Raw genomic sequence first — 26,957 nt, 5'->3', positions numbered from 1 at the left:
CTTAGGATTTCTCCTAAGGGCTGAATCCCTTTGAATTTTACTAAAAACCATTATGGATCTACGGGTTTGCAGTTCCCATAACTTCTAGAGAAAACTCAACTTGAAAATGCTCATATCTGTTTCTAAGCAGAGCTGTCAAAGACACTGATGTATTTTGTGCTGGACGAGTAACTTGACCAGTGGTAGAAATAACATTGGGATCGCTAGAGGTCCAAGTAATGTTAGCTCCTTTGTAAGCACCAATAGTCGGTAGGGTAATATTTTGAGTAACGGTACTCATACTATCTCCAGGAGCATAGCCAATTATAAGAGCAGTTGCATCTGCGACGATATCATTCCAATCATCTAAGATCATATCGATAATATTAACGAATATTTGCGAGATGCTGTCCCGATCGGCATAGCCTGATCCTCTATTATCGAGGAGATACTGGGCTACGATTTCCCGTTCATAAACCTCCAATGACGTAAAATCCGTATGATCGAGGTTCAAATGCGGAGACAGTAACGCGGCAAACATATCATCAGTGGATGTTGCATCATTTACTGCTTGAATTGCTGCCATTAGATCTTGGAGTGTATAGGTAAACGTTACTACGCTACTATCGGCCATACCGGATTTAACCGCGATGGCCTTAACCGTTACAGTATCGTTAGGCGCGCCTGTAATCGTTACGTTGCTGCCAGATGTGCTGCTTGTCGTAGGTACCGATCCGTCCGTCGTGTAGTAGAACGTTGCGTCGCTTGTTGTGCTGCTTAGGGTTACAATGCTGTTGTTGGCAACTATCGCTTCGCTAGCAGGATTTGCTGTAGGTGTTGCCACTTGATCTTGGAGTGTGTAGGTGAACGTTACTACGCTACTGTCGATCATACCGGATTTAACCGCGATGGCCTTAACCGTTATAGTATCGTTAGGCGCGCCTGTAATCGTTACGTTGCTGCCAGATGTGCTGCTTGTCGTAGGTACCGATCCGTCCGTCGTGTAGTAGAACGTTGCGTCGCTTGTTGTGCTGCTTAGGGTTACAATGCTGTTGTTGGCAACTGTCGCACCGCTAGTAGGGTTTGCTGTAGGTGTTGCCACTTGATTATGGAGCGTGTAGGTAAACGTTACTACGCTACTGTCAGCCATACCGGATTTAACCGCGATGGCCTTAACCGTTACAGTATCGTTAGGCGCGCCTGTAATCGTTACGTTGCTGCCAGATGTGCTACTTGTCTTAGGTACCGATCCGTCCGTCGTGTAGTAGAACGTAGCACCGCTTGTCGTGCTGCTTAGGGTTACAGTGCTGTTGTTGGCAACTGTCGCACCGCTAGCAGGGTTTGCTGTAGGTGTTGCCACTTGATCTTGGAGCGTATACGTAAACGTTACTACGTTACTGTCAACCATACCGGATTTAACCGCGATGGCCTTAACCGTTACAGTATCGTTAGGCGCGCCTGTAATCGTTACGTTGCTGCCAGATGTGCTACTTGTCTTAGGTACCGATCCGTCCGTCGTGTAGTAGAACGTAGCACCGCTTGTCGTGCTGCTTAGGGTTACAGTGCTGTTGTTGGCAACTGTCGCACCGCTAGCAGGGTTTGCTGTAGGTGTTGCCACTTGATCTTGGAGCGTATACGTAAACGTTACTACGTTACTGTCAACCATACCGGATTTAACCGCGATGGCCTTAACCGTTACAGTATCGTTAGGCGCGCCTGTAATCGTTACGTTGCTGCCAGATGTGCTGCTTGTCGTAGGTACCGATCCGTCCGTCGTGTAGTAGAACGTTGAGCCGCTTGTCGTGCTGCTTAGGGTTACAGTGCTGTTGTTGGCAACTGTCGCACCGCTAGCAGGGTTTGCTGTAGGTGTTGCGAGCTTCGACGGCGTTATGACCACTGGAGTTGGCACGTATGTTGGAGCGGGTGAAGGTGTTTCCTTTTCCGAAGGCGTTTCCTTCTCCGACGGCTTATCCAGCGGAACGTACTGTTGTTTGGCTTCGTATGCGCCTAGAAGGAGTAGATCGCGGGTTGCGTTGGCCTGGCCGCCGAACTTTCCGTTCGCGCCATTAGACAATATATTTAGTTTCAACGCCAGAGAGACATAACCCTGGGCCCATTTGGATACCGTACTATCGTTGCCAGTCTTCGTTTTTGCTTCCGCGTCCTTGCCTAACACTCGGACCAAGAACGTGGCCAGCTGCTCTTTGGTTACTTTGCCAGCCGGATTGTATCTACCTTCGCCATAGCCATCCGTAATGCCGGCATTTTTGAGTGCTTCAATGTAGGGCAGCGCATAACCGTTGGCGCGATCATCCGTTTTAACGTCGCTGAAACTGGACGTCTTCAGATATTTATTGACTTCAAGACCCATAAGCAATGCTGCAACCTTTGCGAATTGGGCGCGGTTCATTTCATCTTTGAGCCCGAATGTCGTATCGCTGACGCCATCAAAAATCCCAGCGCTAATCATGGCGTCGAACTTGGCTTTTGTTGCAGCATCCAGATCTTTTAAGTCTGTAAAGTTGGCTGAAGTCTTCGTAGCTGTTGTTGCACTATCGGCAAAGCAGATGGCAGAATTAAAGCACAGCAGCACCGCCATCAATAAACCTATAATTTTTAACCTCATCGTTCGTCCCCTTGGGCATAATCTCCAAACATATTAGCAATATTTATCCTCCCACTCTTTATCGTTGTACCAGTCATGCGCACTTCCTGCTCAATAATTTGTTTGGGTATTTTACAATTAATAGGGCGGGTATTGTGCTTTTACCCGTATGAGTTTTTCAACTGCAGAAATGATAGGTACTGTTGCTACAGAAATGATAGAACAATTTTCCTTAGCCGAATAGTGAGATTTGTCATCAATTGTGTCATGTTACGAATTGTATTATTTTGGAGTTCGATCGCTGTGATGGGAGAAATTTCTAGGAGCTGTCACACCGCGGCAAGCACGCGTTGCATTTCGCTGATAAACCCGTTACGGGGGACCGTACTACAAGTAGGGAGAAATTTTCGGTTTAACCGGGTATATGGACGAATCCTGAAAATGAAAATAACCCCTCGAAAGGGGTTTTGAAGACAAGTCACTAAGATAATATTCATAGTGGCTTTTCACACAGGATCACGCCGTTATTACTTAGTATCTACTATGACTTCTTTCGTAAGTTCTCGGTACAGGGCAAGTTTCTCTTCGGTGAGAGAAATAATGTTATCAATTTCTTGCCGCCTAGCTTCCAGTCCCATCAAATGCTTCTCAAGGATTTCCATCCGTTTTTCTAAGGTAGGAGTATAATTAGAAAGATTCTCCCCTTGTTGAATTTTATCCATCACGCAGCCCTCACGAGTAAATTCCGTAATCTCCTCAAGCGATAAGCCTAATTTTTTTAGTTTATTTAGACATTGAATGTAGGAGACCTCGCTTTCTTTGTAGACACGTGCCCCTCCATTTCTACGCTTGGGCTCATGTAGTACCCCAATTTTCTCATAATAACGTATCGTATAAGGAGTTAATCCCGTTTTTTCTGACACTTGACTTATCGTAAGCATCCGATTTCTGCCCCTCCTTTTTATTTGCTAATATTGAAAACTATTATACAGTTTGCAGTTAACCCAAAGTCAAATTTACAATCGTCCCTAACTATGCCTTATAAAATTCCTTGACTTCTAGTCGACTCTAACTTGTAAGTTAAATTTACTAGCGGAAATACAGGGAACAACAAACAAGTAAAGGGGGATAACAATGGACAACGAATATTTCACAATTCAACAAGCATCGGAAGGTATCTGGGAGCTATTTCGGTTCCAGGCAGCGGTTCTCTGGGGAATGCAGCAATTATTGATCTTGGGGATTTAACCGTTGTAGTGGATACAACCAACCTACCGCATTCTGGTGCTTTGTTACGTCAGACTGCTGAACAATTAACAAGCAAACCGGTTAAATATGTCGTGAATACACATTTTCATGGAGATCATGTCAACGGCAATCAGGAATTTATGAAAAGCGAATTTATATCTACCGTTTGGACAAGAGATTTGCTGTCTGATATGGACGAAGTGAATATTAATCATATGCAACAAAACATTGAAAAGTTAATAACTAGCCTAAATCATGTACGTTCACAGCAAAGAGATCCTCACATGCTAACCGAAATCGACAATGATCTTTCCGTACAACGAGCCCTGTATGATGCCATCCCTTCTCTATGTAGAGTGATACCTACGATAACTTTTGAAGATAAACTCGTTATTCAAGGAACGAAGCGAACTATCGAAGTTTTATCTTACGGAGGCGGTCATTCTTTAAGTGATGCTGTTGTGTACGTACCAGAAGAGCAAACTTTGATCGCTGGCGATTTAATATCGACTAAGACGATTCCAGTCATGCCATACGGTAATCCATACGCTTGGATACGCATTCTCAAACGCATTCAAAAAGACCTTAAGGTCAATACTATCGTTCCGGGACACGGCGATGTGTCTAACTCGGATCGAATCACGGATGTCATACGCTTTTTGGAGGAAACGATCGCTTATGTTTCTATAGCTGTAACAAGCGGAAAATCAGAGTCTTACTGGTTGGAACAAGGGGTATTAAAGGGCTATGAGGATTGGCATCTGCCCCAGTATTTCAGCTGGAACTTTCGCTGGCTCTTTAACAGTATGCTTGTTCAAAACAACAGATGAGACAACAAGCAACACTGGCCAGATAGAGAGTTGTGGACTAGGGTCGAATGTCATCGTTTGAGTCGTTTATTGCCTGATGTATAACATCTTATCTTCCCGTAAACGCTGAAAATATCCAGTTTAACGTTCGGGGGACAATACATGCTGATCGGAAGTCACGTATCCATGGGCGGCAAGGAGATGTTGCTTAAAGCCAGCAAAGAGGCTGCTTCTTATGGAGCTAATACATTTCTAATATACACCGGTGCTCCACAAAATACGAAAAGAAAGCCGATCTCTGATTACAAGATTTCAGAGGGGCATGCACATATGAAAGAGCATGGAATCAGTAATATTGTTGTTCATGCTCCTTTCCTGGTCAATCTGGGAAATTCCGTGAACAATCAAGTATTCAGTCATAGCATTGCCTTTATGCGCGATGAAATGGACAGGACGGGAGCATTAGGTTCGAAACAGATTGTGATGCATCCCGGATCACACGTTGGAGAAGGAGTAGGCAAAGGGCTCCATAAGATCATTGAGGGGCTAAATGAAGTTCTTACCCGGCATGAAAAGGTTCAAATCTCGTTAGAGACAATGGCAGGTAAAGGGACGGAATGTGGTGTTCGCTTTGAGGAACTTGCTCGTATTATAGATGGAGTAACTTACAATGAGAGTCTTTCAATTTGCCTGGACACTTGCCACGTTCATGATGCCGGATACGATATTGTCCATGACTTTGACGGCGTGCTTGATCAGTTCGATCGCATCATTGGGCTTAATCGGTTAAAAGTACTTCACATTAATGATTCCAAGAACGAACGTGGCTGCCGTAAAGATCGGCACGAGAATATCGGACATGGATTTATAGGTCTGCATGCCTTGGACTATATTGTTCACCATCCGGAGCTTTCTAATCTCCCCAAACTGCTTGAAACCCCATCTATTGGACCTATTAAATACAAAAATCCTCCGTATAAACATGAAATTGCTTTACTTAGAAGAGAATTAACAGAACCAATAGAGAAGTAAGACTTTGTAAGAAATCAGACATAGGCAAGCATCCAATCGTCTATATCCCTACTAGCTTCATACATATTATAAGACAGTTGGGAAGGAGTGTATGTTGGATGTCGGAATGGGTTCGTTACAAATATGCAACGGTACAAGGCTTATCGGTTTTTTATCGCGAGGCTGGTTCACCTTCAAATCCTGCACTGGTGCTTCTCCACGGGTTTCCTAGTTCATCTCATATGTTCAGGGAGCTTCTTCCTTTGCTTGCAGATCGCTTCTACCTTATTGCGCCTGATTACCCCGGTTTTGGGTACAGCAACATGCCCTCAATCAGCGATTTCGCTTATACATTTGAACAGTTCTCGCTCATTATTGAGCAACTATTAGATCAGCTGTCTATTTCAAAGTTTATTTTGTACTGTCACGATTATGGTGGTCCCGTCGGATTTCGGTTAGCTGTCAGGCACCCTCATCGCGTCCGAGGCTTTATCATTCAAAATTCCGTCGTAAACTTCGAGGGATTGGGAACGCCATTTGATTTATTCAAGGCGCTCTGGGAGCACCCGGATGCCCGGACGCAGCAGGAATTCGCAGCCACCGTAACCTCTTTCGACTTCACCAAGAAGCAGTACTTTACTGGAGCATGCTATCCCGAAAGGGTTAGTCCCGATGGACCCTACATGGATCAAATGTTTCTGAATCGCCCCGGTAATCAGGAGATACAAGTTGCTCTTGGCTACGACTATCGCAAGAATGTGGAGCAGTACCCTATCTGGCAGCAATATTTGCGCACGTATCAACCACCTGTGCTTGTCGTTTGGGGCCGTAACGATTTTATATTTACCTTAAAGGGAGCGGAATTTTTTGAAAGGGAATTAAGATGTGTGGCAACGCATCTGTTATGCGGCGGGCATTTCTTGCTGGAGGAAGCAAGCTATGTAGCAGCAATGCTGATCAAGAATTTTTTTGACAGCATCGGTACGGATGTATTTCACACATAATTGAAATTTCCTGTGAGGTGAGGGGTAATAAGCGGATGGACGTCTATATGTTGAAAAGGGCAGCTGATCGGGTGCCCCTTTAGTTATCGCTCTAATGATGATACGGTGAACCATACCATAAGTGACGGCGAAAAACTTACATTGGGAAATGTTTTGGAATGTTAGTGGGGCGTGTGGAATGATAGTTGAATCATCAATAAGAAAGCCGCCGATTACTTCGGCGGCTTTCTGTGTAGATTTATGAAACAGAATTGGATATTGAAAGGTTCGTAACTATGCGCCCGCCATGCTTCTTTCACATTTATATATAATCCTGTGACTGATCGCTCTCTGTATACACAGAGATAAGAACTAGAGCCGTCTCCTCGCTTATATTTCGCACGAGATGAGGTGTGCAAGCATTCCAACTGAATGAATCGCCCTCTACAAATTCAGCTGCATCCTCCCCTTGCTCGGCGCAGATTCTCCCTTTACAACAACGTGAATCTCTTCGCCCTCGTGGGCATGCGGAGCATCGCCTGTCGAAGCACCGGGAGGCAACTCGACGAGCCTCATCTTCATGTTCTTGGTGGAGCTAAGATGCTCCACTCTTAATTTTTCGCTCCCGCTTGTTGTGATCTTCCGTTCGCCTTTGCGCACAACATTCATGCGTTCCTCTTGGTGCAGCAGCAAGTATGCCAAGGGAACCCTCAAAGCTTTAGCAATACCTTCCAAAGTAGCGATAGACGGGGAGGTCTTATTCGTCTCTACCTGGCTCATGAAACCTTGGGACAAGCCGGTTTCTTCGCAAATTTGTGCGATGGTCAGGTTTTTTCGTTTGCGAATGGCCCTTATATTGGAGCCAATGTTCATTTATTATTCACTCCTCAGAATATTTGTAATACAGAATATAAATCTATAATAACAATATTTTTATTGACAGGCTACCTTAATCCCGTTATATTAGCAATACAAAATAATTATCTCTATGAATAATAAAAATATTGAGGAGAGAATCTAAATGACAAAAAATACAACTGTATCCACTATAGCTCGCGTGGTGCTCGGAATATTATTTCTAGCCCACGGGATTGATAAACTGCATATGGGACTGAGCAATGTTGAAGCTTGGTTTAATTCCATAGGTGTACCCGGAGTATTGGCTTATGTAGTAGCGACTATCGAACTGGTAGGTGGAGTTATGTTGATTATAGGTATCTACACTAGATATGTATCGGCTATATTCGTAATGATTCTCATTGGGGCGATCTTTACGACGAAGCTTTCCATCGGATTGCTAGGGAACGGCCAAATGGCCGGTTATGAATTAGACCTGAGCTTTATTGTTATTGCTATTTATTTGATTGTTGCGGAACGTTCGCCATTATCACTCGATTACCTATTCAAGATAAAAAAACACGATGCCTAACACGAAGGAGAACGGTTATATGGACCCGACTTATCACTATGACATTCACTTTCCTTCCAACATGGAACCGGACAAACGTTACCCGACCATCTTCACGCTACATGGCAAAGGTTCGAATGAGAAAAACATGTTCGGTCTAGTTGAACCGTTGGCTGACGATTTTATTATTGTCGGCATTCGCGGCAATCTTACGTTGGGAGCTGGGTGAGTTCGACTCCGTATTCCCGGTTCGAATTGGCCATGAAACCGCTAATTATTTTAGAAATTTAACGTCTCGCTTAACCTTTAACCTTTATCCAACCAATCATGCCGTCTCCGAGGACAATCAAAGCGATTTCGTGAGCTGGTTGAGTCGTGATTCCGGCATGGATTCTAATAAGGAGTGAAAATCATATGATGCCTTCTTACTTTTTCGCGCATGGGGCACCTTCGATAGTTTTAGACAGGAATAAATATACGGATTTTTTGGGTCAATTCGCGGAGAATACGGCCAAACCTAAAGCAATCGTACTTTTCTCGGCACATTGGGAGCAATCGACGCAGACCGTCAGCGCAGTCGATGCTTATAGCACGATTTACGATTTCGGGGGTTTCCAAGACGAACTATACCAGATGACTTATCCCGCTAAAGGGGAGCGTTCCCTGAGTGAACAAATTCATGCGTTGTTTGCGAGGAATGGTATACAGAGTGTATTGAATGAAGAAGAGGGCTGGACCACGGTGCTTGGTCCATCCTCAAGCTGCTCTACCCCAATGTGGATATTCCGGTCGTTGCGCTATCCGTAAACCGATATTTGAGCAATGAACAGCAATACCAAATCGGGAAAGCTCTGGCCGAGCTCCGGGAGCAGGATATCCTGATTATAGGCAGCGGCGGGACCGTTCATAATTTGCGAGTGGTTAATTGGTATAAGGAAGGGATTGACGAATGGGCAGAATCGTTCGATAACTGGCTGCAAAGTAAGCTGGAAGCATGGGATCTCGATGCCCTGTTTCATTATAGGGAATTGGCACCTTACGCTGGGGAGGCTGTGCCGACAAATGAGCACTTCATTCCCTTGTTGCTGGCGATGGGGGCTGGAGACAGAGACCGTCAAGCGAATTTGCTTCACCGTAGCTATCAATTCGGCAACTTGAGCTTAAGCTGCTGGCAATTTAACTAACTAATGATCTTGGGGAGGAAAGCAGACTGCCAAGGCTTGGCAGGAGGCGTAACGCCGTGTCTTTGCCTGACTACCGATGAGAACCTATCGGAAATGTAACAAAAAATTATGAAATTGATTCAGTTATGCCTTGCTGATCAAGGCTTCAACGGAAGTGTATAATCACGGTTCACAGTAATCAAATCTCCGGTTTGGGACAGTGTGAGAGCGTATACTGGTCTAGTTTGGGCGCTGGAATATAGACGTTCAGATGATCCAACTTGAGGTACTTATTGCCCTGCTCTTTCCTCGGGATATCAACCGCCCGGTTAGATAGCAACCTACTAAACCAACCATGAAGTCTGTTAATTTCTTTGCCGCTCACGATCGTCGAATACAATTCAATTAGTGCGTTTTGTACCGCTTCCTCCGCCAACGGCTTGGATTGCAGCATCATATATGCGGTCCGATAAGCCTTCGGAATCAGCGGATTCACCAACGTCCGGAAAGCGTCTTTATTCCCCTGCCTAATCTCATCCATTAGCCGTTGTTCGTTCTCCACTTCCATAATGTCTCTCCTTTCACATTTGTCTCTATATAGATAAGGCGTAAAAAACCGAATTTCGGTTCACTTATTTCTCGTAAAATTTCAAAAAAATTCATAGCGTATCAGGATACACAAATGATCATACATGAATCTATCTATTCGGACGGTATTGCGTTAAAACAAAAAAACCGCAATTTATGCGGCTTTCAATGTTACTATGTTCTCGTCGATATAGTTACTATTGCTAAAGGAAAAATACAAAAGCCAGCCGAACGCATACGCGGATAGGGGTGGCTTTTGTGATGCTATATGAAGTCTAACATGATTATTTTAGGCAAACGGAACATTTATGCTAGGCGTTCTTCTTCCACCTTTGCCTTCCTTTTCATAGGCATAAATAATGTGATGGCAAGCGCCGCAATAGCTAAAATCATCATGAAATAATAGGCATCGCTTGCACCTAGGATAGAAGCAAGGGATTTAAGCTGATCAGCAGAAGTAGAAGGATTGGTCTGCATCACTGTAGCTGCATGGCTTGTTGCCTGCGCGGTATAAATCGTAATTACGACAGCAGTTCCAATCGCCCCGGCAATTTGGCGAACGGTATTATTCACTGCGGAGCCATGCATACCGAGTTGTTTGGGTAGCGCATTTAATCCAGCCGTATTGAGTGGCATTGTAATGAAGCTTAGTCCAATTCGAAGCCCAATCGTACGAATCATTAAATACATATATGTTGTCGATTCAGATAAATCCGTTACCGCCCACATGGATGGGATAATAAACAGTAAACCAATGATAAACAGCGGCTTAGCACCAAAGCGATCATATAATCTACCCGTGACCGGTGACATAAACGCATTCACGAGTGCGCCTGGTAATAAGAGGAGCCCTGCATCAAATGCTGTAAATCCACGACCCTTTTGTAGGTAGATAGGCAATAAAATCATATCTGCGTACATCATCATTGTGATTAAAACGTTAATAAGAGACGTTAACGTAAAGATTTTATTTTTAAAGACAGATAGATTTAACATAGGGTCATTGGATTTTATTTGTCGAATACAGAAGATGGCTGTTACAACGATACCAATCACTAATGAAAGGACCACGATTACATCGCCCCAACCTTTACTGCCTGCACTACTGAACCCATATAAAATAAATCCAAACCCGACGGTTGATAAAACAACACTTAGTATATCGAGCTTCGCCTTAGACGTCTCAGATACATTTACTAAATATTTCAGTGCTAACAAAATGACGATGACGATAAGCGGGATCAGACCGATAAATAACCAGCGCCAAGAGTAATATTGGATGACAAATCCGGCAAGTGTAGGGCCAATGGCAGGAGCGAAGATCATCGCTAGTCCCAGTAAGCCCATTGCACTCCCGCGTTTTTCAATTGGGAAAATGGCGAGAACGACACTCATCATAAGTGGCATAATAATCCCTGCACCAGCAGCTTGAATCATACGCCCTGCTAATAGCACACTAAAGCTTGGTGCCGCTGCACAAATCATCGAACCGATTAATAAAAATAGCATGGAACTTATGAATAATTGACGCGTTGTAAAGCGTTTCATTAAATAGGCTGTAACTGGAATCAATACCCCGTTGACCAGCATGAATCCCGTTGAAATCCATTGTACGGTTGTCGCCGATACATGAAATACATCCATTAAATTACTTAATGCGATATTTAATATCGTTTGATTCAATGTTGATAAGAAACAGCCAACGATTAGAATGCTGAGTAATATCCCTTTGTTTATTTTCTTGTTGTCTTCTTGCATATAGATTAAGCCCTCTTTTCGTTGCTTTTTCGACAGTGTGTCAATAAAATAGAGCATATCAACATTTAAGAAAAATGCCTATTTACAATCTCTTTAAAAATGTTGACTAATCAACAGAATAGATTGATCTGTTAATGAAGTGAGAAATAATCGACGATAGAGGGATAAAATGTCTATATATAAAAAAGAAGACCCGCGTGCCATTCGTTCGAAAAGGATGCTGAAAAATGCTGTTTTTTCCTTAATAACTGAAGATCTCGATATCTCCCAACTGACCGTTCAAAAAATTGCGAAACGTGCTGAACTAAATCGTGCAACGTTTTATTTGCATTATGAGGATATTAACGACTTGTTACGTCAGATTGTACATGAGATCTTTGATGACCTATCGATGAAGATTGATCCGTTATTGCAAGGGAAAAGTAGCAATGAGCAGGAAACGTTGGTTACATTTTTAAATTATTTTTATGAATATCGAAAAATTTTAGCTGTACTATTTGAGAACAAAGGATTCAAAAAACATATGTTTAACCTATTAATAAACACGATAGAAAAGCGTAGAAACACGAGAGAGATTCAATATACCAGGGAAGTAGTTTCGATTGATATTATTGCATCGTCACTACTTGGGATTATTATGTGGTGGATTAAGGATGGCACGCAATTTAGCTCTGAATACATCGCGGATCAAATCTCTTTGATGTATAAAAAAGGGATGGAGAATGTGTTAATCGAATTTCCCCAACGGAAACAAAGATACTCGCGTGAGCCATAAACTCATTTCTATGATAGATTCCTTCATGCCGTTCTCTAACCAGTAAAGAATGACCCCAACTACTCCGTTTGACACAAAGGCTGCTTCCCAGAAACTAGGCTGATATCGAAGTGCCTCTGTTCTGATGACTTGCGTGATACGTTCACGAAATTCCCCTTCAATTAACATAGTCCGATAAATAGATGCGTGCTTCTGAACATGTTCGAACATCGTAGTATGTGATTGGATTGGCTTCTTTGAGACTTGATAATCATGTAATGCTAACTCATAGGTGTATATCGGGGATTTCAATGATTCCGACAGCTTATTCAAGATATCATCTTGCATGTGGTTTACTATGTTCTGTTTGTCACGAAAATGGAGGTAGAACGTTGATCGGTTAACCTCCGCTTTCCGAACGATTTCGCGAACGGTAATGGCTTCAACCCCCTCCTCAACAATAAGTTCAGTCAAGGCATCCATTAGTAACCGCCGTGTGCGGGTAACACGCGGATCAATTGATTTATTCATCTCGGATCTCCCTAATCATTTGACTTTTCCGACACTGATTTCATTCGTGTCTACTAAACGTCATTCGCATTATTATTGCTGATTGATGGAAAGGAACTCAAGGAATATAGTAGTTTATAGACACTATGTTGTCTACAACGGATTCATTAATTTGATTGATCTTCGAGGAGGTATTTCTTATGAAAGCTGCCGTGTGGCATGGTGAAAGAGAAATTAGTATTGAGGAAAGAGAAGCTAAAGAAATACAACCCGATGATGTAAAGGTTAAAGTGGCATGGGCTGGTATTTGTGGTTCTGATCTGCACGCATACTTGCATCCAAGTTCAGTACCAATGAATCTGAATACGATACTCGGACACGAATTTTCTGGTGAAATTGCAGAGGTTGGGTCTAATGTTACGAAATTTAAAGAGGGGACAGAGTATGCATTTATCCAATGATGTTTAAGGATCCCTCGAATGCTGAAATTGAACGTTTTATCACTCTAGATGCGGTTGGTGCACAAATCGATGGAGGTTTTGCTGAATACGCAGTACTTCCACAGAAAACGATATTTAAAATTCCAGATTATTTACCACTAGATTTAGCAGCCATGGTAGAACCGGCAGCTGTATCTTTCCAATCCATTAAGGATGCAAATGTAAAGGAAGGAGATACGGTCGTTATCTATGGCGCAGGTCCTGTTGGGCTATTTGCTGTTTTAGGTGCAAAAACGGCAGGAGCTTCTAATATCGTTGTTGTCGATTTATTAGAAAGTCGGCTCGACAAAGCAACTGAATTGGGTGCGACACATATCTTTAATGCTAAAGATGTGAACCCTGTTGAAGAGATCCGTAAATTATTCCCAGATGGAGCGGATGTTGCAATTGAGGCTGCAGGCGTTGAATCCACATTTAATCAAGCTATTCAATCAACTAAAATCCGTGGCACAATGATGGTTGTCAGCTTCCACACTCAAAGTATTCAACTTAGTGTCCCTTTTTCCCTACTCTTTAGCGGCGTGAAATTAATGGGATCTGTGGGATACAGTAATGAAACTTACAATGAGATCATTGAATTACTTGCTAGTAAAGACTTCCCCGCACAATCCATTATTACAAGTAAAATTGATATCGATAATATCGCTAAACAAGGTTTTGAGGCGTTAATTAATGATAAATCTCAAGCAAAAATTCTAGTTAAATTAAGCGGCGCACATTAATAAAAGAATTTGGCTCAGTCTAAAAAGTTTGAAGGCACCCTTTTGGGTGCCTTTTGATTTCGCGCTACTTGTGATACGGATAACCATTTCAAATGTATGATTTTTCCGGGATGCTGAACCGAATGCATCAACAAACCAGAGAACACTGGGGCAAGCTGCATGAACCGATCCCGGAAGCGCCTTCCGGGTGCCATTTATCTATATTGGTAGGAGCTTGCCAGGCAGCTGGAATATTTGTCTGCTAATGTTTCGGAATTTCGGAAACATCATGACAAGTTTATCCAAGTAATAGAAGCTTTAGCTGCAAAAATTGGTGCAAGATCATGTTACAGCTTTATCCATGCTGAGCTGGGACCGAACCATGTTCTGGTGGACAATCAGTTGCGTCCGTGGCTTATTGATATTGAAGGTGCCTTGTTTTTCGATCCTGAATACGAACACAGCTTCATGGAGTTCCGGTTCGACAACTACAGGCGTTACTTAAAGAATACTCAGCTGGACCCCCATAGGATGGCTTTTTATAAGTTGTATCATCATATTTCCTACAGTGCTGGTCCCCACCGGTTGCTTCAAAGAGAATACCCAGACGCAGAATTAGTTAAACAAATCATGTCGTTTAATACGCAGAGTGCCTTTCGGATTCTTACAGATTATTTATAGGAGAAAAAAGGCCATTGGTGAAGCCCAACTTGTCGTTCATTTTGAAAAGAGAGGACCATTCAACCGGATGGCCTCTCAAAAACTTGCCGCTCGAGACTGCGCGGTGCACCATTTCATAAGTAGGGCGTTCCCGAGCGTAATGGAATTAGGTATTAAACGCTAATAAGGTTATTATTAAAGCAGAGCTGATTTATGTAATAGCCATGTAGTAAGTAACTAAAAGAGAGCAGGCTAGATGAAATGACAGATAATAAACAACAAAGCTATCGCTTTAGTGAGGCGCCTATATGGGACTTGCAGCGGGCGTATTATGAACAAAAAGGAACGAAGGCTTGGAATAATGACCAAGTTCCTCAATACATTACGAGTAATCCGATGATTGCTACTTCCTATGCGGAAATGATATTTGGTCTTCTTCAGGATCGTGCGAGTCAGGGACATATCTCAGAGCCTGTCTTGATTGTGGAACTTGGAGCAGGGGCGGGGCGTCTTGCTTATCATGTAGTCCATGAGCTGTGTAAGTTGAGAGATTATGCGAGGATCCCATTGCCGCCGTTTCGCTATGTGATGACAGATTTGCCGATGAATAATGTTCTGGCTTGGAAGGAGCATCCTGCGTTACAATCTTATATCACTGAAGGATTAGTTGATTTCGCACAATTTGATGCTGTTAATGATACTGTGCTCAACTTAGTTGTATCAGGAACAACGATTAGTGCAGGTGACCTAGCACAACCTATCATCATTGTGGCAAATTACTTTTTTGATGGTATTCCGCAAGAGTTACTTTATGTTGGCGATGGTCATATTCATGAAGCGGATGTGTCTGTGGAATATCCAGAGCATATGGATTCACTTCAACCATCCGAGGTATTAAATCAAATTTCTTTGAAATATGAATATCGGAAGACACCAGAGTACGAGCATGAATCGTATCCTTATCGAAATGTCATAGCCGTGTACCAGGAGCAACTAGAAGACTCACATATCCTGTTTCCAGTTGCCGGCTTGACTTGTTTAGATCGTTTGAATCAGTTGTCCCGGCGGGATTCCTATTAATAACAGCAGACAAGGGCGATCACCTGCTGGATTACTGGAAGTTCTCGGGACCACCAGAGTTAATTTTACATGGAAGTTTTTCTTTTACAGCCAACTACCATGCGATTCAGCATGTTTTTGAAAATAGAGGAGCCATAGCGTTGTTTCCCCGCAACATTATAAGAATATTAATGTAGGTTGTATCATCCATATGGATACGCCAATGAACTATTCCAATACAAGATTAGCTTATCGTCGATTTATTGAACGTTTTGGTCCGGATGAGTTCTTTAGTATTAAGGAATGGATGGACAACAAGATCGATAGTATGGGTCTACAGCAAATTTTAAGCTTTTGGCGTTTGGGTGGATATGATGCGGAATTCTTTATTCAGAGTGCGAAGCAGATCTCGAGTCTGTTGCCAGATGCAAGCGATGATGAACTGCAGGATATTTTGAGAGGGATCCATCTAATGTGGTCATCGTACTACGTGATGGAGCAGCGTTATGATCTAGCACTTGATGCGGGATTGGTCCTTTTTGAGATGGAAATGTACGATGAATCCAAGCGGTTCTTAGAAATATCGGTACACGAAGACGAGGAGGAAATTGTACCTACCGTATATTATTGTCTAGCTATATGTTGTTTCGAGTTGGAATTAGAAGAAGATGCTCTGAATTACATTCGAGAATTATTAAGACTTGAGCCTGATCATGAAGAGGCATTGGACTTGTTACGCAGATTTGAATCTGTATAGGTTGACCATATACGGAACAAGTAAATCCGGTATATGATGAATTCTCTCAGGGAACTCATCACATACCGGATTTGATATTAATTGGATTCTTCTTTGGTTTCGGTCCATCATGAAGTTATAGCTGCTGTTTAAATTACTATATGTTGTCCTACGTTTGTAGATAGAGCTTTTTGATAAATCAACTGTGCCGTCACAACATCAAGCACAGCGGTTCCCACAGTTTTAAACAACGTGATTTCCTCATCGCTGTTTCTACCCTGTACTTGGCCTAGAATAATTTGTCCTAGTTCACCGGTGAAGTCCTCTTTGGATACGAGGCCTTTTTCTAGAGGAATCAGCAGATCGCCCGCTTCCGCCAAGACTCCTTCGCTGGTGTCAAAAACAATTTTGTTGGCCCGCTGAACAATCTGCTCGGGCAGTTCTTGCATTTGTGGCGTATACGCGCCAACTCCGTTAACATGAGTGCCGTTTTTCACAAGACTACCGTCAAATACAGGACGAGTAGATGTCGTGACTGTTGTAATGATGTCCGCATCCCGAATGGCCTCATCTCCGTTACTTGCGGCAACAATTCTTACGTTGAATGCGGAAAATTGCTGTTGCATCGACTCGGCAAACGCTTTTGCCCGATCATAGTTGATATCTAATACCCGCACTTCCTTAAGCTCCCGCACTGTAAGCATCGCTTCCAGCTGCGTCGCGGCTTGTCCACCTGTTCCAAACAAGACGGCAATCTTGGCATCTTTTCTGGATAAAATATCTGTAGCCGCTCCCTGGACAGCGCCGGTTCTAAGCTGCGTTAAGTAGGTTCCATCCATAATGGCGCACACTTCGCCCGTTTTTCCATCCAGTAAAATCATTTGAGCCGGAACAGAAGGCTTGCCAAGCTCGATATTGCCCGGGAACACAGACACTATTTTAATGCCTGTAGCATCCATCTCTTTGACATAAGCTGGCATAAAAAGGTTTTGCCCTTGTTGTTTGGGAACATCGATATTAACGCGTAAAGGAACCGTACATTCTCCTTCTGTATATAAACGCAGAGCTTGTTTACTTGCGTCAACCGCTTCTTTCATTGAAAAAACCTTCTGAATATCCTCTTTAGTTAAAACTAGCATTCTGATGCACCTCTATTTTTTGTATTATGCTGCTTCTTGTTGAACCGCTTTTTTATTCTTGAACTCATTAATCAACATGCTTGTCCCGCTATATAGTAGAATCGCGGCAACAACCCATTGAAGGGCAGACACATTTAATCCCTTTACAATATAGACGGCAATCAGAACTCCAATAATTCCGAATGTAGCTGCAAACAGTGTTATTTTTCTGCTGTACTCACCATATTTAATAAACTGCATACTGCCGATTGGAACGGAAAAAGTACAAGCCCCATCATGATCGGGAAGGCAACCAATGGATTTAAACCAAGTGCATAAACCGTAACCATGGTTAACGCATAAGATCCTATTCCGATATTATTGAGTGCTCCATAAGCAAACAGGCAGATTGCAGCGATGACTAATTTTCCGCCATATAGGCCAGTAGCGGTTCCTCCGGATGGAATCAGGCCGAATTTTCCGGCAAGGATGAGCAGTGTGGCAATCACAAGCCCTATTCCGATGAATTTGCGAATGATAGAAGGGGACAACTTCACCACAATCCGAGGGCCAATATAGGCTCCGATAATCTGGGCTACTATACATACAACTAGGGTTACAATGTCCACATCAATAACTGTTATGAATGCCAGAGCCATGACCGCTACAGGGATCACGCACTGTGCATTTAAAGTTCCCGGAAGTTTCTTATCGGACACCCATTTTGTTTTCCGGTACAAGATAGATGAAATTGCAAAGTCCGAAACTCCAAAGGTTGAGAAGAAGAAAATCAAGGTTGAGGATAATGCGAGCATAAAGCCGTTACCTGGCTCTTGCTTGATTTCCTCCCGGTGCTTCACCACATCTACAATGAACCTTACGGCAAAAATAACATTAATCAGGACCACCAGGGTCAGTATAATCGTCGCAGCTGTCATTTTGTTTATCCTTCTTTACGTTTTTTTGGTTAAAAATGCTTCGGATCCCTTTTAGCTCGTTACCAAACTGCTTCTTGGCATCCTTGCCCATTGCATCAATCAGTCTTAGGCAGTAAGCGTCATGGATAATATTTTCTTTGGCCAGGAAGACCATTGGAGTGCTTTGCGTCCATATCACTTCAGCATTTTTGTCATTTTGAATATGACCGAACAGGATTTCCTTGGAATCGACCACAATATTAATCCATCTTCCGCCGCTTTCCTGAAGTTTTTCTTCCTCAAAGCCATGCTTGTAGTAGTTAGTGAGCGGAACTTGATAATCATGGTTTGTGCTGTAGAGAATAATTACCGACCGTTCAAGCCTTTCCTCCACGGCACGTAGTTCCTCAATAATGTGATTAATATCCTCTTTCCAGACTTGGACATATACCTCGGACTTAGCTTCACTCAGCAATAATTTGCACTTGTTGAAAATATTTTTATATCCGCGAATATACCAAAAGTTTTCGAGGTCCATCGTCTGGTTATAGCTTTTCAATTCCTTTTTTACTTCAGTCAGACTGTCGTTGACATTGCTCTTGATATTCTCAATGAATTCTTCAATAGGAACGGCACTGTAATGAACAGGATTGGTTTGCTTTGATACGACAATGCATCCCTTTTCCATGAGAATCTCCAAGATGTTGTACACCTTAGAACGAGGCACAGCGGAATTTTTGCTGATTTCATAGCCTGTACCCGCTCCGTTTTTTAACAGAGAGATATACACTTTCGATTCCGATTCTGTAAAGTTGAATGATTTCAACAATTGAATTACTTTTTCCATCTCATCTCACCCCATACCGAATTATATGAATTCATTTTACAAGTAAAAGGGACTAGATGAAATGTTTTTGTGAAATTAATCACTTGTTGTCTGATATTTAGTTTTTTTATTAGTAGCTACCTTTGTTAACTACTATACATCGCATTTGAAAGTTTGTACATAATTTCACAATCATTTTTTAGGAAAATAAATATTTGATTTCAGATTTTAGACACAATTGGTGATATATGAGTCATCTCCACGTTACCCAACATTTTCCTATTCGTTAAGAAGACTGTAGGTGTTATACTAATTTGTCGATAACGTAGCGGATATACATAATGTCTGTTCTTATCAAGCAGCTCGAGGTCATTTAAACATAATACAGTCATCAGAGGAGATGGTCATCATGAAGAAACGTATTGCTGTGCAATTGTTTGCTTTTATTTTCGTCCTGAGTTTGGTCCTCCCGGGACAAGCTTCGATGGAGGGGCTTAGCCAAGAATCGGTTATTAAAGATAAAAATCTTGAACAAGCGATAAATTCTTGGTTAGGAAAAAAAGGCGATGAACCACTTACCAAAGCGGATTTAGAGTCACTCACCAATGTATCGTTATCAGGTAAAGGAATTAAAGATCTGCAGGGATTGGAGTATGCCGTCAATATCACGGAACTCGATTTAGACATTAATGAGATTACTGATCTTACACCGCTAAAGAATCTTACAAAGATCCGTCATCTCAGCCTCAAAGCAAATCAAATCTCATCGATTGAGGAATTGTCCGCTCTCAAGGATTTGAAGTATCTAGAAGTAAAATGGAATCAGATCTCGTCCTTGGATGTAGTGAAACAATTGCCTAGTCTAATCGAATTGGACGCCGACCACAATCAAATTTCGAATGTTGGGGCGATCTCTAGTGCCGCAGAATTAGCGTATTTGAAAATGGGCGATAATGCGATAGAAGACATAGCTCCCCTAGGCAGCATGAAAAAGCTGACATATCTCGATGTATCTAACAATAAAATTAAGGATTTTTCGCCGCTACGGAAGCTTTCCAAAAGTCTAACGTATCTGGGGATTGACGGAAACCGGGTTACTGATCTTAAGTTACTAGAAGGATTCAACAATCTCGAAGGTTTATCTGCTAATAACAATAACATCGAGAATCTTGCCCCTTTGGCAAAATTAACCAACTTGTTTACATTGGATCTATCCTCCAATAAGATTAAGGACTTAGAACCGTTAAAACATTTGAACAAGTTAGATATGCTCTACTTGGATAACAACCGAGTGTGGAATTTGGAACCGTTAAGAAATTTGAAAGCTCTAAAAATCCTGAATTTGAACAACAACCGGGTATGGGATCTGGAGCCGATTCAACATAATAGTTATGATTTTCATTGGGATACGGGGGCGGAACGCTACGGACTGCAGTTGAACGATAACTACTTGGACCTAAGCCAAGGAACCCAAACCTATAAAATATTTAACAAATTAGGTGCGGATCCTTATGGTATTAGATCTCAGCGTAAGACTCAACGCTTGATGATCGGCAGCAAGACAGCTTATGTGGGCGATAGTATCTACAATATAACAGCAGCGCCATTTATTCAGACAGGCCGTACCTACGTGCCTATTCGTTTCATTTCCGAGAAGCTTGGGGCAAAGGTGAATTGGAACCAGAGTACGAAAGAGGTAACGATTCAAAAGGACGGTAAAACGATTCGTTGGAGTGTGGGGAATAAGCAGGTTAAGATAAACGAGCAAACCGTGATGTCAGATGCTCCTTTACTACTGAGGAATAACAGCACTTTTGTTCCTGTGCGTTTTGTGTCGGAGCAGCTTAATACTTCTGTTGAATATTTAGGCAGCAAGAAAATGGTCATTATATTCGAGAATAGGACTAAATAACAGAATTCGATATCAATATTAGGACGCATCCAAGGGACTTGGGTGCGTCCTTCTGGCATATTCTCTATTTTAATCTCATCATCATATAATCCCATTTCAATTCATTGAATAGAAGATGTCGCGCTATACTATTCTGTTGTAAATGAGTTCGGAATGATAGCTGCTCGTATAGATGCTTGGCACGTTTGTTTTTACCGGAGACATACAAGCTTAGCACATCTAGGCGGGATCCGTTTGCACAAAATGCTGCGCCCACTGCAGCAATAGCTTTCCAACTCCCTTGCCCCGATGGTCTGGATGGACAACAATGTCTAAAATATAGCATTCTCTAGCCTGGGGCTTGTGCTCTAAGAAATGTAATCCGAGCAACATTTTAAAGAGAGTCCATTTTCCGATCATGTCGAAGCTCTTCCACGGAGGTAATTTCTTCTGTTGCTTCATGCTGGATTTGGCTTCCCATTTGATGGACATAGTTCCTAGAACGTCCCCATCTTGCAAGGCAACCATTCTTTGGCTTGATGGCTCAGCGGGGAAATGGTCAAATAGTTTTTCGAATAAAAGAGCGAGATCGTCATTATAGATGTATTCGGCGTTCCTTGCGCTTTCAATTGCAATTGCCAGGTAACCGTATCATAAGTAGGAAGAAAAAATCACTCTTTTATGTAGATTATGCTTGTTTCTCAATTTTATAAGACTTGAAGTTTTTTTATTATGTACAGCCGCTGATTCAAAGACACGTTTTCGTGCTCTTTCAGCGGCTTTTTCCATGCTTGTTCGAACTTTTTCGAATTGGAGCTATATAAAAAATATCCAAAATCAGGCTAAAAATCAGTTGACTATATAAAAAGCACTGTGATACATTGTGTATACACAACATTCACAATTTTACGAGGAGGTACGGTATGCTGGCATTAGACATTCGAAACTTAAATAAGAAATACCCTAACTTTCAGTTGAAAGACGTATCGTTTCAGCTGGAGAAGGGATATATTATGGGGTTTATCGGTGCCAATGGCGCAGGGAAAACAACCACGATCAAATCAATTTTGAACATGATTTATATCGATAGCGGCGAGGTATGCATTTTGGGTAAGAACATCGCCGAACATGAGATTGAATTGAAGCAAGACATTGGATATGCATTCGGCGGCCTAGATTTCTATACGCGAAGCAAGATAAGAACCTTGACAAATGTCATCAAGAAATTTTACACGAATTGGAATGATGACACCTATTATAGCTATCTTCGAAGATTCAAATTGGATGAAAACAAAAAAATTGCTGAATTGTCTACAGGCATGAGAGTAAAGTACGGCTTGGCCCTTGCTTTATCCCATGGTGCGAAGCTTCTCATCCTGGATGAACCGACAAGTGGACTCGATCCGGTCGCAAGAGACGATCTGTTAGATATTTTTCAAGAGCTCGTCGTTGATGGTGAGATCAGTATTCTTTTCTCGACACACATTACATCTGACTTGGAGAAATGCGCAGATTTTATTACCTTCATTGATAACGGGCAAATCATCGCCAGTTCTGAGAAACATGATTTTATGGAATCCTATCGATTACTTAGCGGTAGCGAGAGCCAGTTGAGCCAAGTGAAGGAACGGTTAATTTCCTATAAAGTCAATTCATTTGGCTTTACAGGATTGATCCATACCAAAGACTTCGATCCATCCTCCAACATAAAGGCGACCACGCCGAGTCTTGAGGAGATTATGATATATTTCGCGAAAAAGGAGGATACGTATGTATAACTTGGTGATGAAGGATTTGAAGTTAGGCGTAAATCCTATGTTTTTACTTTTTCCGTTCCTTATGGGTGCATTAATGCTTGTACCCGGCTGGCTTTATTTTCTGGTCCCGCTGTATTTTTGCTGGATCACGATACCGAACACGTTTAATGGATTTAGATCTCAGAACGATTTGATGTTTACCACAATGATGCCTGTAACTAAAAAAGATATCGTGAAAGCAAGGGTCGCCGTTATTGTCATCTTGGAACTATTGCATCTTGTAACAGCAATGATCTATGGCATGATTACGCTTCGATTATACCCGAATCTGACCTACTATTTCTTCGCACCACACTTGGGTTTTTGGGGACTCTGTTTTGTTATGTTTGCGATCTTCAACATATTTTTTATACCCATGTATTACAAGACAGCTTATAAATTCGGCAAGGCGGGGATCGCTTCCATTACGGGCGCTATGCTTTTTGCCGGAGTTACGCAATGGATCGGAATCCAGAGTCCGTTCGTGTATAATATATTCAATGGTTCCGGCGCTAACAATACGGGGCTGCAACTATCCATTCTGATCGTAGGCATCGTGGTATTTATTGCATTTACCCTGATTGCCTATCGGATTGCGGTTAGACGATTCTTAAAAGTGGAGATATTATGAACGTATCGATTTCGAACACATCTGAAACACCGATTTATCAGCAGCTTTTCGAACAGATCAGCGCTCAAATTCTGAAAGGCGAGTTGGAGAGCGGATATTGTTTGCCGCCCATTCGACAAGCTGCTCTGGAGCTTGGGGTTAGTGTCATCACTGTTAAGAAGGCTTGGGAAGAGCTCGAACGAAGTGGGTTGATCAATACTGTAACGGGTAAAGGATGTTTTGTAGCCGAATTTACCTCAGAGGAGAAGCTGCGAATACGCAATGACATGATCCTAAAGCAAATGGAAATCGACACAGCCTACTATAAATCCTTCGGCCTCACCCTAGATGAAGTTATTGAGCTTTTGAAAAAGATTTATTAATAGCTGCTAGTCTTGATCATTGGCTAGATGTGGCATTTGTGAAGTATGGATCCCGGTAAGAAGAAGGGTATATTTTAGTTTTTGGCCGCTATTTAAGCGGCCTTTATCATATATAGAGAACGTGCCGTTACAGACAGTTTAGAGATTTATAGTCTCGAATAATGACATCGACCACATGCTTTCCCCAATTTGAGGCTTCAGAGCTTGGTTCATTCCCAACGTAGGTGATGAGTGCTTTCCATAAAGCCCAACCGCGTGCGCGATTAACAGTATCCTGCTCAAAGTCCATGCGGCTCAGGAATATGTTGCGACTTACATCATCAAAAAAATTCCATGCCATCACAAGATCGCTGGAGGGGTCGCCAACGCCCATAGTTCCGAAATCAATGACGCCGCACAGTCGCCCATTTTGCACAAGCAGATTGCCCACTGCCACGTCACCATGGATCCATAGCGGTGCAGATTGATATCTTGTCGCAAGGGCAAGCTCCCATATTTCTGTTAAGAGCTTTTGATCAAATTGGCCGGATAGCTTGTCAATGACAGACCTTGTATCTTGATCGTAAACCGCTAAGTTTCCTCCGCGATGAAAGTTTTGTTCGCCTGATGGTATGCCTTGGCTTGCATCGATAGCTTGTAGTTCTTTTAGAAAATCCGCAAGATCTTCGGCAAATCCGTTTAAATCGAGTATGTTGGAATGTGTAACGGTATCGCCTTCAATCCATCGGTTGACGGACCATGGAAGGGGATATTCATTCGTCGGTTCACCTTGTGCAATAGGGGCTGGAATGGGCAATGACAGAAGAGGCTCGAAAATAGGGAGCCAGGTTAGTTCTTTCTCAACCGCCGAGGCGTAACGTTCATGGCTCGGCAGACGAACCGTCATCTCGCTTCCCAGTCGATAAGTGCGGTTATCGTGTCCACTTTTTTCAACGGGTACTATATCTAAGTCCTTCCACTCAGGGAATTGGCTATTGATTAATTGACGTACCACTTCAGTATTAATTTCTATCATTTCCTTCTCTTCTTTCCTCAAAAGTCATGGATCGTAATCTTACATAGATCATAACAATTCACCATGGTCATATCAAAGGATAAAACACTTATAAGAGAACTTGCTGTTTTAGACAACGCGGAGAACTGGAATCATTGTAGAACGAGCATCATGAGGATAAAATAATACTAAAAATCAAAACGACAAGGTGGAATTTGTATGCAACCTATTAGCATGCCAGACCTTTCAACAAGACCTTTTAATCTAAAAGTAATACGGATAATGGAAACATCTCCAAGTGTACTTTTCAATGCGTGGACAAGCCAGTTTGACCATTGGTTCGCAGTACCTGGTAGTGTAATAATGCAAGGAGAGGTTAACACAACATTCTTTTTTGAAACCGAATATGAAGGTAAACGATCCCCTCATTACGGAAGGTTTTTAAAGCTTGTACCAAATAATCTTGTTGAGATTACTTGGGTTACTGGAGCGGGTGGAACCAAGGGGGCGGAAACGGTTGTTACAGTTGAACTTGAATCCTACGGTGAAGGTTCACGATTGTATCTGACACATAAGGGGTTTCCTGACGAGGAATCGAAGAACGCACATGAACAAGCTTGGCCATTTGTTCTTGAACAACTTGATAAGTGTATGATGTAGGAACTTGCTATTGCAATGTCCCCCCCAAATGCGCTGGAGAGATATATGTGAACTCCCCAGCCAATGGAAAAATCGTTACCACAAACTCCCATATTATTGGGTCAAGGGTATCCGATGAGCTCCCCATTAACCGCAATCCGGTTGATGCCGTTGGACTTGGCGAGATACATCGATTGGTCCGCCACGCGAATGAGATCGAGCTCCGTCTTGCCTACTGCCCATAGCGTACAGCCGACGCTGGTAGACATCATCAGTTGAAGCTCTTTAATCTGCATTGGCGACTCTAGTTGCTCGGTCAAGCGCTTGGCAACCTGCATCAAGCCGGCGTAGTCGTCCTGCAGCCATGCCGCAACCACGAACTCATCGCCGCCCACGCGTGCGATCAGGTCGGACTCGCCAACTGCTTTCTTGATACGATTCGCGAATTCTACAAGCACGAGATCGCCGACATCATGTCCGTAAGTATCGTTGCATTGCTTGAATTTATTCAAATCGAGGTAAAACACCCCGAATAAGCTTTCTTCTCGACTAGCCTGATTAATCCAGCCTTGGATTCGATCGCTAAAGCCTCTACGATTCAGCAATCCCGTTAGAATATCGCGCTCTGTCAATTGAATAAGCTCGCTCTCCAGTTTTTCCCGTCTTTCAATCTCGGCTCTTAATTGAATCAATAATTTCTCGTAATCGTTCAGAATCCGAACTTTGTCGTCATAACTGATTTGCTTGCCTAGCTCCGAACCGAGTGCGAGCGATAACAACTGCAATGTCTCGATATCGCGGCTGGAGAAAGCATCAGGACGGCCGGAGATGACTTTCAATACGCCGACGGCGTTGCTAGATTCGAACAGGGGGACGCAGACCATACTCCGCGCGCCGACTTTCATAGTTGCTTCCTTGTTGACGCGATCGTCCTGCTGTGTATCTGGCGAATACAAGATTTTCTTCTCCGTCACGCACAAGCCTGACAAACTACCGTTCTTATTTATTCGAATTCCAAGATGAGGCTGCAAGGTGCCGCTGACGGCGGCATACACCATTTCATCACCCGCCAGCATCTCGATGGTAGAACCGTCGGCATCGGTTAATAGGCACATCCGATCGCAGATCGTCTGCATAAATAGTTTCAAATCAAAGTTAGATAACAGCATTTGTTGTTGGACTTCCATTATGACTTTAAGTCGACGGTTCTCAAGCATCGTCCCAATTCCTCCATGCTTCGCATAGTAATCTGTCGGCATTATTAGGTAATATGCTAGCATTTTTAAATAGGTTTGTCAGCAGAACTCCTCC

At 42.6% G+C, this 26,957-nt stretch carries 24 protein-coding genes and 4 pseudogenes; 15 read left to right on the top strand and 13 right to left on the bottom strand.

The genetic code is table 11. The features are described from left to right. Positions 1 to 58: 58 nt before the first annotated feature. Both RE628_RS28470 and RE628_RS28465 read right to left on the bottom strand, forming a co-directional pair. Entirely contained in the window at positions 59 to 2,605 is a 2,547-nt protein-coding gene (locus RE628_RS28470; RefSeq protein WP_309156688.1) for a chitobiase/beta-hexosaminidase C-terminal domain-containing protein, read from the bottom strand. Positions 2,606 to 3,111: 506 nt separating this feature from the next. Beyond that, positions 3,112 to 3,507, bottom strand: coding sequence for a MerR family transcriptional regulator (locus RE628_RS28465; RefSeq protein WP_309156687.1), 396 nt, complete (start codon positions 3,505 to 3,507; stop codon positions 3,112 to 3,114). 333 nt (positions 3,508 to 3,840) lie between these two features. Between RE628_RS28465 and RE628_RS28460 the strand changes: the two genes are divergently transcribed. From RE628_RS28460 to RE628_RS28450, 3 genes are all read left to right on the top strand, one after another. Next, on the top strand, positions 3,841 to 4,662 hold the full coding sequence (locus RE628_RS28460) for an MBL fold metallo-hydrolase (RefSeq protein WP_309156686.1): 822 nt from the start codon (positions 3,841 to 3,843) through the stop codon (positions 4,660 to 4,662). Between the two features lie 141 nt (positions 4,663 to 4,803). Next, the gene (locus RE628_RS28455) at positions 4,804 to 5,673 is read left to right on the top strand and encodes a deoxyribonuclease IV (protein ID WP_309156685.1); all 870 of its coding nucleotides are present in this window, start codon (positions 4,804 to 4,806) and stop codon (positions 5,671 to 5,673) included. 98 nt (positions 5,674 to 5,771) lie between these two features. Further along, positions 5,772 to 6,656, top strand: coding sequence for an alpha/beta fold hydrolase (locus tag RE628_RS28450; RefSeq protein WP_309156684.1), 885 nt, complete (start codon positions 5,772 to 5,774; stop codon positions 6,654 to 6,656). A gap of 301 nt (positions 6,657 to 6,957) precedes the next feature. Here the strand turns inward: RE628_RS28450 and RE628_RS28445 are convergent. Further along, positions 6,958 to 7,508 (bottom strand): annotated as a pseudogene (locus tag RE628_RS28445) (helix-turn-helix domain-containing protein). Positions 7,509 to 7,656: 148 nt separating this feature from the next. Here RE628_RS28445 and RE628_RS28440 point away from each other — a divergent pair. The 3 genes and pseudogenes from RE628_RS28440 (at position 7,657) to RE628_RS28430 (ending at position 9,227) form a co-directional block, all read left to right on the top strand. Beyond that, a complete protein-coding gene (locus tag RE628_RS28440; RefSeq protein ID WP_309156682.1) occupies positions 7,657 to 8,064 on the top strand; it encodes a DoxX family protein in 408 nt (135 codons plus the stop codon). Between the two features lie 19 nt (positions 8,065 to 8,083). Continuing rightward, entirely contained in the window at positions 8,084 to 8,272 is a 189-nt protein-coding gene (locus RE628_RS28435) for an alpha/beta hydrolase (protein ID WP_309156681.1), read from the top strand. A gap of 185 nt (positions 8,273 to 8,457) precedes the next feature. Then, a pseudogene (locus RE628_RS28430) lies at positions 8,458 to 9,227 on the top strand (DODA-type extradiol aromatic ring-opening family dioxygenase). Between the two features lie 178 nt (positions 9,228 to 9,405). Here the strand turns inward: RE628_RS28430 and RE628_RS28425 are convergent. Together RE628_RS28425 and RE628_RS28420 are read right to left on the bottom strand one after the other, a co-directional pair. Further along, positions 9,406 to 9,774 carry an RNA polymerase sigma factor gene (locus RE628_RS28425; RefSeq protein ID WP_309156680.1) on the bottom strand — a complete coding sequence of 123 codons (369 nt, stop codon included), beginning with the start codon at positions 9,772 to 9,774 and terminating at the stop codon, positions 9,406 to 9,408. Positions 9,775 to 10,100: 326 nt separating this feature from the next. Continuing rightward, positions 10,101 to 11,552, bottom strand: coding sequence for a DHA2 family efflux MFS transporter permease subunit (locus RE628_RS28420; protein WP_309156679.1), 1,452 nt, complete (start codon positions 11,550 to 11,552; stop codon positions 10,101 to 10,103). Positions 11,553 to 11,721: 169 nt separating this feature from the next. Here RE628_RS28420 and RE628_RS28415 point away from each other — a divergent pair, with 169 nt between their 5' ends. Further along, positions 11,722 to 12,327 carry a TetR/AcrR family transcriptional regulator gene (locus tag RE628_RS28415; protein ID WP_309156678.1) on the top strand — a complete coding sequence of 202 codons (606 nt, stop codon included), beginning with the start codon at positions 11,722 to 11,724 and terminating at the stop codon, positions 12,325 to 12,327. Here the strand turns inward: RE628_RS28415 and RE628_RS28410 are convergent. Continuing rightward, the gene (locus RE628_RS28410; RefSeq protein ID WP_309156677.1) at positions 12,280 to 12,837 is read right to left on the bottom strand and encodes a TetR/AcrR family transcriptional regulator; all 558 of its coding nucleotides are present in this window, start codon (positions 12,835 to 12,837) and stop codon (positions 12,280 to 12,282) included. The genes RE628_RS28415 and RE628_RS28410 overlap by 48 nt on opposite strands. Positions 12,838 to 13,016: 179 nt before the next feature. Here RE628_RS28410 and RE628_RS28405 point away from each other — a divergent pair. The 3 genes and pseudogenes from RE628_RS28405 to RE628_RS28395 all read left to right on the top strand — a co-directional run bounded on the left by RE628_RS28405 (position 13,017) and on the right by RE628_RS28395 (position 16,493). Continuing rightward, positions 13,017 to 14,038, top strand: a pseudogene (locus RE628_RS28405) (2,3-butanediol dehydrogenase). Between the two features lie 234 nt (positions 14,039 to 14,272). After that, positions 14,273 to 14,698 (top strand): hypothetical protein, encoded by a 426-nt coding sequence (locus RE628_RS28400; RefSeq protein ID WP_309156676.1) that lies wholly within the window; start codon positions 14,273 to 14,275, stop codon positions 14,696 to 14,698. 240 nt (positions 14,699 to 14,938) lie between these two features. Then, positions 14,939 to 16,493 (top strand): annotated as a pseudogene (locus tag RE628_RS28395) (tetratricopeptide repeat protein). A 128-nt stretch (positions 16,494 to 16,621) separates the two neighbouring features. Here the strand turns inward: RE628_RS28395 and RE628_RS28390 are convergent. From RE628_RS28390 to RE628_RS28375, 4 genes are read right to left on the bottom strand one after another with little or no spacing between them, the layout of a single operon-like run. Beyond that, a complete protein-coding gene (locus RE628_RS28390) occupies positions 16,622 to 17,611 on the bottom strand; it encodes an ornithine cyclodeaminase family protein (protein ID WP_309156675.1) in 990 nt (329 codons plus the stop codon). A gap of 24 nt (positions 17,612 to 17,635) precedes the next feature. Next, a complete protein-coding gene (locus RE628_RS28385) occupies positions 17,636 to 17,851 on the bottom strand; it encodes a hypothetical protein (RefSeq protein ID WP_309156674.1) in 216 nt (71 codons plus the stop codon). Next, complete coding sequence (locus RE628_RS28380) at positions 17,812 to 18,528, bottom strand: TSUP family transporter (RefSeq protein ID WP_309156673.1); 717 nt, start codon at positions 18,526 to 18,528, stop codon at positions 17,812 to 17,814. The genes RE628_RS28385 and RE628_RS28380 overlap by 40 nt, the downstream gene beginning before the upstream one ends. After that, positions 18,485 to 19,354: a TrmB family transcriptional regulator gene (locus tag RE628_RS28375; RefSeq protein WP_309156672.1), complete on the bottom strand. Its 870-nt coding sequence runs from the start codon at positions 19,352 to 19,354 to the stop codon at positions 18,485 to 18,487. Before RE628_RS28375 ends, RE628_RS28380 begins: the two co-directional genes overlap by 44 nt. 388 nt (positions 19,355 to 19,742) lie before the next feature. On the opposite strand from RE628_RS28375, the gene RE628_RS28370 reads away from it, so the two are divergent. After that, entirely contained in the window at positions 19,743 to 21,245 is a 1,503-nt protein-coding gene (locus tag RE628_RS28370) for a stalk domain-containing protein (protein WP_309156671.1), read from the top strand. A 219-nt stretch (positions 21,246 to 21,464) separates the two neighbouring features. Here RE628_RS28370 and RE628_RS28365 read toward each other — a convergent pair whose 3' ends face one another. Next, a complete protein-coding gene (locus RE628_RS28365) occupies positions 21,465 to 21,752 on the bottom strand; it encodes a GNAT family N-acetyltransferase (RefSeq protein WP_309156670.1) in 288 nt (95 codons plus the stop codon). 395 nt (positions 21,753 to 22,147) lie between these two features. On the opposite strand from RE628_RS28365, the gene RE628_RS28360 reads away from it, so the two are divergent. Genes RE628_RS28360 through RE628_RS28350 form a run of 3 tightly spaced genes read left to right on the top strand, consistent with a single transcriptional unit; the run spans position 22,148 to position 24,013 of the window. Beyond that, complete coding sequence (locus tag RE628_RS28360) at positions 22,148 to 23,002, top strand: ABC transporter ATP-binding protein (RefSeq protein ID WP_309156669.1); 855 nt, start codon at positions 22,148 to 22,150, stop codon at positions 23,000 to 23,002. Continuing rightward, on the top strand, positions 22,995 to 23,651 hold the full coding sequence (locus RE628_RS28355; RefSeq protein ID WP_309156668.1) for an ABC-2 transporter permease: 657 nt from the start codon (positions 22,995 to 22,997) through the stop codon (positions 23,649 to 23,651). Before RE628_RS28360 ends, RE628_RS28355 begins: the two co-directional genes overlap by 8 nt. After that, positions 23,648 to 24,013: a GntR family transcriptional regulator gene (locus RE628_RS28350; RefSeq protein WP_309156667.1), complete on the top strand. Its 366-nt coding sequence runs from the start codon at positions 23,648 to 23,650 to the stop codon at positions 24,011 to 24,013. The genes RE628_RS28355 and RE628_RS28350 overlap by 4 nt, the downstream gene beginning before the upstream one ends. A gap of 127 nt (positions 24,014 to 24,140) precedes the next feature. Here the strand turns inward: RE628_RS28350 and RE628_RS28345 are convergent, their stop codons facing one another. Beyond that, entirely contained in the window at positions 24,141 to 25,028 is an 888-nt protein-coding gene (locus RE628_RS28345; RefSeq protein WP_309156666.1) for an aminoglycoside phosphotransferase family protein, read from the bottom strand. Positions 25,029 to 25,226: 198 nt separating this feature from the next. Here RE628_RS28345 and RE628_RS28340 point away from each other — a divergent pair, with 198 nt between their 5' ends. Further along, entirely contained in the window at positions 25,227 to 25,667 is a 441-nt protein-coding gene (locus tag RE628_RS28340; protein WP_309156665.1) for an SRPBCC family protein, read from the top strand. Positions 25,668 to 25,768: 101 nt separating this feature from the next. Here the strand turns inward: RE628_RS28340 and RE628_RS28335 are convergent, their stop codons facing one another. After that, on the bottom strand, positions 25,769 to 26,905 hold the full coding sequence (locus RE628_RS28335; protein ID WP_309156664.1) for a sensor domain-containing diguanylate cyclase: 1,137 nt from the start codon (positions 26,903 to 26,905) through the stop codon (positions 25,769 to 25,771). Positions 26,906 to 26,957 lie beyond the last annotated feature (52 nt).

Source organism: Paenibacillus sp. D2_2 (assembly GCF_031199965.1).
In the GTDB taxonomy this organism is placed as follows: Bacteria; Bacillota; Bacilli; order Paenibacillales; family Paenibacillaceae; genus Fontibacillus.
The sequence above is the reverse complement of the archived record's forward strand: the minus strand, read 5'-3'. Positions and strand labels throughout refer to the sequence as shown.